The organism is Rhodococcus sp. C26F (assembly GCF_053345925.1).
The window spans coordinates 1-9,414 of sequence record NZ_JBKFBA010000080.1; the positions used below are offsets into that span (position 1 = coordinate 1).

11 protein-coding genes are annotated in these 9,414 nt (G+C 63.6%); 5 read left to right on the plus strand and 6 right to left on the minus strand.

The genetic code is table 11. The features are described 5' to 3' along the window. Window positions 1-737 precede the first annotated feature (737 nt). A complete protein-coding gene (locus ACLBYD_RS29970; protein ID WP_447819297.1) occupies window positions 738-1,286 on the minus strand; it encodes a helix-turn-helix domain-containing protein in 549 nt (182 codons plus the stop codon). A gap of 146 nt (window positions 1,287-1,432) precedes the next feature. On the opposite strand from ACLBYD_RS29970, the gene ACLBYD_RS29975 reads away from it, so the two are divergent. The 5 genes from ACLBYD_RS29975 to ACLBYD_RS29995 all read left to right on the plus strand — a co-directional run bounded on the left by ACLBYD_RS29975 (window position 1,433) and on the right by ACLBYD_RS29995 (window position 6,093). Beyond that, window positions 1,433-2,518 carry a hypothetical protein gene (locus tag ACLBYD_RS29975; RefSeq protein ID WP_447819298.1) on the plus strand — a complete coding sequence of 362 codons (1,086 nt, stop codon included), beginning with the start codon at window positions 1,433-1,435 and terminating at the stop codon, window positions 2,516-2,518. Window positions 2,519-3,200: 682 nt separating this feature from the next. Then, on the plus strand, window positions 3,201-4,349 hold the full coding sequence (locus ACLBYD_RS29980; RefSeq protein ID WP_447819299.1) for a zinc-dependent alcohol dehydrogenase: 1,149 nt from the start codon (window positions 3,201-3,203) through the stop codon (window positions 4,347-4,349). A 12-nt stretch (window positions 4,350-4,361) separates the two neighbouring features. Further along, window positions 4,362-4,973: a hypothetical protein gene (locus ACLBYD_RS29985; protein WP_447819300.1), complete on the plus strand. Its 612-nt coding sequence runs from the start codon at window positions 4,362-4,364 to the stop codon at window positions 4,971-4,973. 577 nt (window positions 4,974-5,550) lie between these two features. After that, entirely contained in the window at window positions 5,551-5,724 is a 174-nt protein-coding gene (locus ACLBYD_RS29990; protein WP_447819301.1) for a hypothetical protein, read from the plus strand. Window positions 5,725-5,874: 150 nt separating this feature from the next. Then, window positions 5,875-6,093 carry a hypothetical protein gene (locus ACLBYD_RS29995; protein WP_447819302.1) on the plus strand — a complete coding sequence of 73 codons (219 nt, stop codon included), beginning with the start codon at window positions 5,875-5,877 and terminating at the stop codon, window positions 6,091-6,093. A 304-nt stretch (window positions 6,094-6,397) separates the two neighbouring features. Here ACLBYD_RS29995 and ACLBYD_RS30000 read toward each other — a convergent pair whose 3' ends face one another. The 5 genes from ACLBYD_RS30000 to ACLBYD_RS30020 all read right to left on the minus strand — a co-directional run. Beyond that, window positions 6,398-6,550, minus strand: a complete 153-nt coding sequence (locus ACLBYD_RS30000) for a hypothetical protein (protein ID WP_447819303.1) — start codon at window positions 6,548-6,550, stop codon at window positions 6,398-6,400. Window positions 6,551-6,655: 105 nt separating this feature from the next. Further along, entirely contained in the window at window positions 6,656-7,216 is a 561-nt protein-coding gene (locus ACLBYD_RS30005; RefSeq protein ID WP_447819304.1) for a type 1 glutamine amidotransferase domain-containing protein, read from the minus strand. A 28-nt stretch (window positions 7,217-7,244) separates the two neighbouring features. Beyond that, window positions 7,245-8,438, minus strand: a complete 1,194-nt coding sequence (locus ACLBYD_RS30010) for a glutathione-independent formaldehyde dehydrogenase (protein WP_447819305.1) — start codon at window positions 8,436-8,438, stop codon at window positions 7,245-7,247. A gap of 461 nt (window positions 8,439-8,899) precedes the next feature. Further along, complete coding sequence (locus tag ACLBYD_RS30015) at window positions 8,900-9,097, minus strand: FCD domain-containing protein (RefSeq protein WP_447819306.1); 198 nt, start codon at window positions 9,095-9,097, stop codon at window positions 8,900-8,902. A gap of 131 nt (window positions 9,098-9,228) precedes the next feature. Further along, window positions 9,229-9,414 (minus strand): hypothetical protein (locus ACLBYD_RS30020; protein WP_447819307.1); only part of this gene is annotated, 186 nt, incomplete at its 5' end.

The window sequence follows — 9,414 nt, forward strand, 5'->3', positions numbered from 1 at the left end:
CCGGCAAGTAGTGGTTGCTTCGCGCTGTTGTCAGCGCGTGGCTCGTGACCTTCCGGGCACTGGTCTGTATGTGCTTTGTGGGCGAACGAAACTCTGCGGACAGGGGTCCGGTTTTCCGGAGCCGCGTTGGCCGAGCAGTGCAGAGGCGTGGCTCAGGGTTCCGGCGATCTGTACCTTTGGGTCCGCGTTGATCACGCCGCCGGACTTCTCGCCTTGTACAGCGGCGACCTGGGTCGCGCCTGCACGTTTCTAGAAAGGATTCACGGGGCGGTGTTCTGCCCGTCGTCGACGAGGACGACTCACGGACCGCTTCCGACGAAAGCCCCGAAGGAGCGCGGGGCGGAGGACCGGATTCCGCGCGGTGACGCGAAGGGCGCCCTCGTAGACCCGCGGGACGAACAACGCCGAGACCCCGCCGCCGAGCAGGAGGGATGTGGCCGATGGGGTCCGGCATCGCCGGAGATGAGAACATCGACTCACCCCGGCGGGTGGTCGTCCATGCAGGGGGGCGAGGGGCGATCACCGATACGTCGAGTCTACGCCCAGCACTCGCTGTCGGGGGGATGTGTCCACGAAGTGCCGCCGACGGGGCGGATCGATGTCTCCGGCCCCCTGCGCCGGAAGTGTCGTGCCCCGTCGACGCTTCTCACTGGTGAAAGACCGCCAGCGAGAGAATCATTCGTTTCTCGTTCAGTGTATTCGTAATGTGCATGATCAATGTCTTGAACGGGGTTTGTTCAGTCGTGCGCCAGGGTGTGGTGAGGGCTCCGGCCGTAGACGGGCCGGTACTGCGTCGCGAAGCGGCCAGGGGAGGAAAAGCCCCACCGCGCCGCGATCGAGACGACCGTGTCACCGCTCTGCGGATCGGCGGTCTGCAGATCCCGATGAGCTCGCTCGAGGCGTACCGCTCGCAGGTATCGCATAGGTGTCGTGTGATGATGCCGTGCGAAGGCGTATGGCAGAGCCCGCGCTCCGATGCCGGCAGCAGCGGCGATGTCCGTCAACCCGATCGGCCGGGCTGCTGCGGATTCGATGAAGGCGACGGCCTTGTGCAGGGCTGCGGGGGTGGACGTGGCCTCGAGAACTTCCCGAATCGAGGGCGGTTCGTCTGTCCGGTCCGCGGTGAGCACGGCTTCGGCGAGTGTGCGCATCGGCGTGTTCGTCCGGTGCGAGGCCTGCACCAGCGTCTGCTTCGCCGCGTCGGCGTCGAGACCGTACCGTTCCATCAGCACGCCTGTGGCTCGTTCGATCACCGCACGTGACGCAGGTTGTCCAGCAGTGCGCATTTGAGGACGGGAGTTGTGTCCGTAGTTCAGGACTCCGGCTCCGGCAAGAGAAGTCGAGGTACTTATAGAACGTGCATCCGTTGCGTCGAATCGGATCGCACCCCTTCGTGGAGTTTGGGGGTAGAGCGGGTGGGTACTCGAAGGCCGTGAAGGCGAGCGAGCACCCGCAATCTGCTGCGGCGGGTGAGCGGGTCTCAGTGCTGTTTATCGCGGATCCCGGCGAGCCAGCGGCTCTTGCCGAACGCATCGCGGAGTACCTGCCGGAACGCCTGTACAACTCCGACCGACCTGAGCGGCGATGGACGACGGACGTGCGCTGCAAACCGTACCTGCCAGACGAGCAAGCAGATTTCGAAGAGGTCGTCGACACGGTCGATCCGTCCTCCGAACAGGAAGACATCGTCGTGTATCTCACCGATCTGCCGCGCCGGGAGGACACCTTGCCGGTGGTGGCCGACGTCAGCGCCGACCACAACTTCGCGCTCATCTCCGTCGCCGGCGTGGGCGGGGTCTCCATCGAGCACCGCGTCCGCACCGTCACCGAACTCGCGATCGCCCGCGTTCTTGGTGAACCGGAACTCGTTCCCTCCCGCGCGGCGCGACAGTTCCCGGGTGTGCAGACTGAGAGTGGTATTCGGTACTTTGCGCCCTCGGGACTGCGGCGACTGCGGCTGCTGTCGGGAATGGTGCGGGCCAACCGGCCGTGGCGACTGGTCACCGGACTGTCGAAGGTGCTTGTCGGGGCCTTCGCCACGGGTGCGATCGCGCTGGCTACCAGCACGATCTGGTTGTTCGCCGACACCATGGGACCATGGCGTATGAGTGCAGCGACGGTCCTGTCGATCGTGGCGATGGTTCTTTGGCTGATCATCGAACACGAACTGTGGGAACGGCCGAAGTCGCCGGAGGAGCGTAATCGTTCGGTGCTGTACAACACCGCGACCGTGGTTACTTTGGTCGTCGGCGTGATCGTTCTTCACGTGGCCTTGTTCGGCCTGCTGCTGTTCACCGCGTGTCTGACTCTGCCCCCGGAACTGTTGTCGCGCACTCTCGGGCACGGGGTGAGTTTTTCCGACTATCTCACGCTTGCATGGCTTCTAGCATCCATCGCGACCATCGGTGGTGCCCTCGGGTCGGGTCTCGAGGATGACGCCGCTGTCAGAGACGCGGCGTACGGGGTCCGGCAGCGGCAGCGCATCGAGGAGATGGGACAGCCGTCGAACGGGGCGTAAGGAGCGCGGTCCGTGAAAAATGCGACCCACGCTGGTCTATCCCCGTCGAACCTGTACTGCGGATCATTCGATGCGGATCTGCGGCGGCAACTGCCGTCGCGACAGGACGAGCGGTGCACGTACCTGGGACCCTCGCACCGCTGTGCGGACGCAGCGAGTTCGCGGACGTGGTGTGTCGAATGCGAGGACGCGACTGGGCTTCTCTGGATCAAAGGGGTTGCTGCTGATGACGGTGAAGGTACCCGCGCGAAGCATCTCGTCCCAGATGCCACAGGCGTACGGCCACGGCGGTGTGGTCGGGGGTTTCGAGTGAACTCACTGATAGAGAGTGTTTCGAGCGTGACTGCGCGAGTTCCGTCGAGCTGGGTGATGCGCTCGGTGCGTTCGAGGGTGACGGTTCGATGTAGTGACATGGATACGCGTGGTCGAGCTTCGGCGGGGATTATCGACCGCAACTGGACTACTGCCCGCCGGCGTGACCGCGTACCATCGGTGATGTCGCAGGGCTCCTGTTGCAGGGCCGATTACGGTTCCTGTTTGCCTTTATGTGCCGGGCACTTCTGGAGTCCGATTGGTTAGGTGACGGCCGCGGGAGCCGTCCGGCGGGCGGAAACATGCTTCGGGTGGAGCCGAAGCGGGTGCGCGTCCGAGAACGAGGTGAACTCCGACCCTAGGAGGCACGTTGAAGGCGATGGTATACCGAGGACCGTACAAGGTTCGGGTAGAAGAAAAGGATATTCCGCGCATCGAGCATCCCAATGATGCGATTGTGCGGGTGCAGCGCGCGGCAATCTGCGGGTCGGATCTGCATCTCTATCACGGCATGATGCCCGACACTCGGGTCGGCATGACCTTCGGTCACGAGTTCATCGGCGTGGTGCATGAAGTCGGGCCGTCCGTCCGCAACGTGCAACCCGGGGATCGGGTGATGGTGCCGTTCAACATCTACTGCGGTTCGTGCTATTTCTGTGCGCGGGGCCTGTATTCGAATTGCCACAACGTCAATCCCAACGCCACCGCGGTCGGGGGGATCTACGGGTACTCGCACACGTGCGGCGGATACGACGGTGGACAGGCGGAGTTCGTACGTGTGCCGTTCGCCGACGTCGGGCCTGAGAAGATTCCGGATTGGATGGACGACGAGGACGCGCTGCTGTGCACCGACGCGCTCGCGACCGGATACTTCGGGGCGCAACTCGGTGACATCGTCGAAGGTGACACCGTGGTGGTGTTCGGCGCCGGCCCGGTGGGGTTGTACGCCGCGAAATGTTCGTGGTTCATGGGTGCCGGACGGGTGATCGTCATCGACCACCTCGAATACAGGCTCGAGAAGGCGCGCACTTTCGCGCACGCCGAGACCTACAACTTCGGTGAGTACGACGATATTGTCGTGCAGATGAAGAAGGCCACCGATTATCTCGGGGCCGACGTAGCTATCGACGCGGTCGGCGCCGAAGCCGACGGCAATCTCCTGCAGCATGTGACTTCAGCCAAACTCAAGTTGCAGGGCGGGTCACCTGTCGCGTTGAACTGGGCCATCGATTCGGTCCGCAAAGGTGGGACGATCTCGGTGATGGGAGCTTACGGGCCGATGTTCAGTGCCGTGAAATTCGGGGACGCGATGAACAAGGGCCTGACGTTGCGGATGAACCAGTGTCCGGTGCACCGCCAGTGGCCACGTTTGTTCGAGCACATTCGGAACGGCTTGATAAAGCCGAACGACATTGTCACGCACCGGATTCCGTTGGAACACATTGCCGAGGGTTATCACATCTTCTCCGCCAAACTCGACGAGTGCATCAAGCCGGTCATTGTGCCGGGCGCTGCATGAAAGGACTGTGTGATGACGAAGTCGTCGACACCGGCCGCATATACCGCAAGCCCCTCATCGCGTGCGAACCCCGACGATCTACGCGCCCGGATACCGGGATGGGGAGTCGACCTCGATCCGAAGGACCGGCCGGCGGTGCCGAAGGAGCGTTTCGCGCCGGAAAGCACGGGAGCCCATTGGGACTTCCCGGAGCGGCAGGAAGAGAAATGGCCCCGCGAACGCTCGGTCGAACATGCCTTTCTTCCCCCAGTGTTCGGCACCTCTTGCCCGCCGAAGGGACTGTCGGGAATCGTCCGCAAGTACGCTTACCGCCGATTCAGCGAAGGACGCGCTGCGCACTGGCTGCTGCTCCTCGGTGCCGACCGGATCGACGCGGTCGAATCCCATGTGAAGTCTTTGGCGTCCCGGCGGCCGGACAATCCGGTCACCGAGACCGGTATCCGGAGTGAGTTCACGCACTCAGGAGTCCGCTCGCGCGTCGGACGGCGGCGCGTTGACACCGCTCATCAGTGGATGGATCCGATTGTCGTGGGTGGACCGTGGATTCTCGGGGTCGGGGCAGTTGCAGCTGTGGCCCTGCGTGGTGCGCGGATGCATGCCCGGAGGGATGGCGCCACAGCATGAACCTCTCCATTGCCGAAGTCGACCGGGTCGGCCTCGCACGTGTGCGTATGCATGGAGGGTGCAACGTCCTCGCCGGCGGTGACCGGTCGTGCACAGGTGCAGTTTCGAAGCGATCTTCGGTCTGAAACGGGACCGGTGGTGACGGTGCGCGGTCGCAGGTCTGCTCGTCGGCAGTGGATGGGTGCAACTGCGGTCGGAGGGTGCGCCCGAGGAATATGCACAGTGCGGCGGGTCGGGGTAGCTACCACCTGTCGGCGACGCTCGAAAATGAGGCCACAACGACGCTCGAAACGAGGCCGCCCGGACAGATTGGATGGGCGATCCCAGTGGAGGATTGGGCGTTGATCCGACAACTGTCGCGGACGGAGTTCCGCGACTGCAGGGGCCGCGGGGTCTGGGGTCGGCAGGGCCTGGCATGCCCCCTGTGGTAGGTCCGGGTCGTTCTAGAGTCCTGCTTACCCTGGTGGGGGCGGGGCCGGTGGGCTCTGCCTGGGGCAGGGGTCACGGATAGGGCACTCCGGCATCAGGGATGGCCATTGACCTTGAAACATCCGTGCCACACGCCCATGCTCGACGGGTGCACATCTCATTGCGAGATCTGGATGACGACGAGCTCTTTGCCCATGTGCTCGGTTTGCGCGCTGCGCTGCTTACGGCCGCCGATGAGGACGCCGACGACGCCACGCTCGAGGATATTGCCCGCTCGATCAAGGACTGCCGGGCGGAGATGGATCGCCGCGGCCTCGAGTAGCGCGGCGACAGGATGGGAGGCCTGTAGATAGCCGACCGCCCCCGTTCCTGCAGGGGGTGAGGAGCGGGGGCGCCCAGGCGTGGCCCGACAATAGCGGGGGTCATCGGGCCACGGCTGGTGTATCGGTCACAAGATCAGAGTGTTACGGCGGTGTCATCCGAACGGGTGAATCTGCGGGTGGCTTACCTACTTGTCGGTGACAAACAGGCGAATCGGATCGTGGTTCGGTATGTGAACTGGGTTTTCTGGCTGATCGTCGCGTGGATCGCCGTATCGGCGACCGTCGCCATCATCGTCGGTTGTGTCATCCGTGCCCGCGGCAAACGCGAGATGCCGCCCCTTGATCAGGACAACAACGATGAACGGTGACGAGACGCCGGCTGAGGTCATGTAAGTGCGAACGCGGGATGCGATACAGGCTGCGCTCACCTCCGACGCCGCTCCGCGGCAATCTCTTGGAATTGCTCTATCAGCCGTCTTGCCGTTGCCCAGGCATGCTCTGTTGCTGCTGCTTCGTACCCGCCTCAGTGCTGCGACCCCGTGGCGGCGGCACCAGCAGCTCCTCGCGGGGAAACCTGTCCATCAGCTCGATCCTGTGCTCGACCTGGATCGTGATCGGCTTTCCCTGCTCGAGCTCCCAACCAAGAGTTTTCAGAGTCGCGGATTCATCGACTTAGCCCTTGTTCTGCACGAAGTCATTGCCTATCAGGCGAATGACGCCGAAGACGTCGCTGGCAACGTCGTTCTTCGTGAAGGTCTCGTTGATCGAGATGTCGATACTGGCGCCGTCCAGCTGTATGTGGGCTACGAGGTTGCCCGCCGGCATCGGCCACTGCGATGTTCGACGACGAGTCGATCTCGCAGGCTGTGGCCTGCCCGGCGGCGATCCCCGGCTGCGCGTCGTCGAGGGACATCGAGGTGTGGTTCGCCGTTATGACCCGCCCGCCCGGGGCTTTGCGAACTGCTCGACGATGGCCTGACAGAACGCGGGTAGGTCGTCGGGTGAGCGGCTCGAGATCAGGTTCCCGTCGACCGCGACCGCTTCGTCGACGACGTCGGCCCCGGCGTTGCGCAGGTCGGTCCGCAGACTCGGGTAGGAGGTGAGCGTTCTGCCTTTGGCCACACCGGCCTCGACGAGGGTCCAGGGACCGTGGCAGATTACCCCGACCGGCTTTCCCGAGCCGACGAAGTCACGCACGAACGATACCGCCGCCTCCTCGATGCGCAGCTTGTCCGGGTTCACCGTGCCGCCCGGCAGCAGCAGACCGTCGTAGTCGTCGACCGCGGCATCGGACACCGCCCGGTCTACGGTGAATGTGCCGGCCGCGTCGAGGTCGTTGTTACGTGCCTGGATTTCGCCGGTCTTCGGCGACAGCAGGTCCGTGTGTCCACCGGCCTGGTGCACCGCGTCGCGGGGTCGCTCGAGTTCGACTCTTTCGACCCCGTCGGCAGCGAGAATTGCGATCCGCTTGCCCTGCAGTGTCGTTGCCATCGTTGTGCTCCTCTCAGTCCGGGCCGGCTCACGGATGCAGTACGACCTTGGTCCATCCGTTGTCGCGGGCATCGAAATGCTGGTAGCCGGACTCGGCCTCGGCCAGTGGGAGCTCGTGAGAGACGATCCAGGACGGCGTGGCCCGGCCTTGGTGGATCAGGTCACGCAGCTGCCGGTTGTAGTGCTTGACGTTGGCTTGTCCGGTACCGATCTTCTGCCCCTTGAACCAGAATTTGCCCATGTCGAAGACGATCTTGCCGTTGCGTTCGAGTTCGTCGGGGCCGTTTTGGTCCTGGGGCAGGAAGATGCCGACCACGCCGATGTGGCCGGTGAAGCGCACCGAGTCGACGAGCCGGTTCATCGTCATCGCGGCGTCCTCGTGACCTTGCGGGTCGTGCGCCTGGTACCCGACGCACTCACAGCCCTTGTCGGCGCCGTGCCCATCGGTCTGATCGAGGACCTGCTCGACCGGGTCGCCGCTAGAGTCGTCGATGGGGAGGGCCCCGATCTGCTCGGCGAGCCGCAGCCGGTCGGGGTGACGGTCGACGACCATCACCTTGCTCGCGCCCTGGATCATTGCCGAGTATGCCGCCATCAGACCGACCGGTCCGGCCCCGTAGACCACTATCGAATCGCCGGGCTGCATGTCGGCCAGGCGGGTGCAGTGCCATCCGGTGGGAAAGATGTCCGCGAGCATCACGTAGTCGGTTTCCTTGTCCTGGGCATCCTCGGGCAGCCGCAGACAGTTGAAGTCGCCGAACGGTACCCGAAGATATTCTGCCTGTCCGCCCCAGAATGGTCCCATCCCGGCGAAACCGAATGCGGCGCCGGCCATCTTCGGATCCGGGTGCACCGTCAGGCAGAACGCGGTCAACCCTTCCTCGCAGTTTCGGCAGAAACCGCAACCGATGTTGAACGGCAGGCACACCCGATCCCCGGGGGAGACCTTGACCACGGCGTTGCCCACCTCGGCGACGATCCCCAAATTTTCGTGACCGAGGACCATCCCGGGCTCCAGATCGGTGCGGCCCTCATACATGTGGAGATCCGACCCGCAAATGTTGGTGCTGGTGATCTTTACCAGCACATCGGTCGGCTGCTCAATCCTCGCATCGGGCACATCTTTCACATGAACCTCACGTGGCCCGTCGTACACAAGCGCTTTCATCTCGACACTTCCTGACATGCGGCGTTTCTCGGTTGATCCCGGCCCGGCGGCCACAGCCGGTGATGTGTGAACGACAAACCGAGTGAATTGTGCTTCCGAGGGGCAGACGCGACAGCGCTCGAAACTGAGAACCGCACCAAAATGTCGGCACAACACAATGTTCCGCGTCACTGCCGACGGCGGCGGGTGCATTCCAGGCGTCGCATTTCCTCCACCTCGCAGTCTCCTCTTTCGGCTCCACGATCGCTAGGGGTGAGATCGGTTTCCTGGATTCGCGGGCCCAGGGCTCCTGTCCTTCACCGGCCGGTGGTGTGGTATTGGATCATGTCCACCATCTCGGAGCAGGAGACCCGAGATGGCCACTGCGGCGCTGCTGGTCCGACTCGAAGCCGAACCCAGCGAGGAAAGAGCGGGCGAAGAGTCTCTCCGCTGGGAGCCGCCACTCGCCGAGGCCGGCACGAAGCCTCGGTTGGGCTTCAGTGAGATCCTCGGATGCGACAGATCGTGCGAAGGCCTCAGCGATTCGACGACTCGGCCATCTCGGCGATCCGCAGGTCGCGGGTGCGTCTCTGGTGGGCGACCATCAGTTCCTGTGCGCGTCCGCCGTCCCCTTCGGCGACGGCGTCGTAGATGGCCTCGTGTTCGCATTCGATGAGGTCGAGGTTCGTCGGGGCCCGGGAGGCGTTGCCGTCGTAGACGTGCAATCGCTTCAATACCCGACAACCGACGTCGACGACCGCAGCGCCATGTCTCCGCTACTGCGAGCCGGTTAGTGCCGTATCATGTTGCGCTACCGAATGTGTCACATCTGGTGACGCTTGGTTTAGACCGATTCGGTTGCCATTCAGCGGAATACGGTGGAGATAAATCCAATGGATGGATAAACCGACAGTTGGAAAGTGAATTTCGCGGCTGGTCGGCTTTCTGTGCCGGGAACTAGTGCCGCATCACGCAACGTTTGCCCTGTCGACGATCTCCCGTAGCTGTTGATCCTCGGCGTGCTTGTTGCGCCAGATGATGTAGCGACGGA

Coding starts and splice junctions, on each gene's coding strand:
- ACLBYD_RS29970 (WP_447819297.1), bottom strand. CDS start 1,286: ATGCGCACTGCTGGACAACCTGCGTCACGTGCGGTGATCGAACGAGCC.
- ACLBYD_RS30005 (WP_447819304.1), bottom strand. CDS start 7,216: ATGGCAACGACACTGCAGGGCAAGCGGATCGCAATTCTCGCTGCCGAC.
- ACLBYD_RS29985 (WP_447819300.1), top strand. CDS start 4,362: ATGACGAAGTCGTCGACACCGGCCGCATATACCGCAAGCCCCTCATCG.
- ACLBYD_RS30000 (WP_447819303.1), bottom strand. CDS start 6,550: ATGCCGGCGGGCAACCTCGTAGCCCACATACAGCTGGACGGCGCCAGT.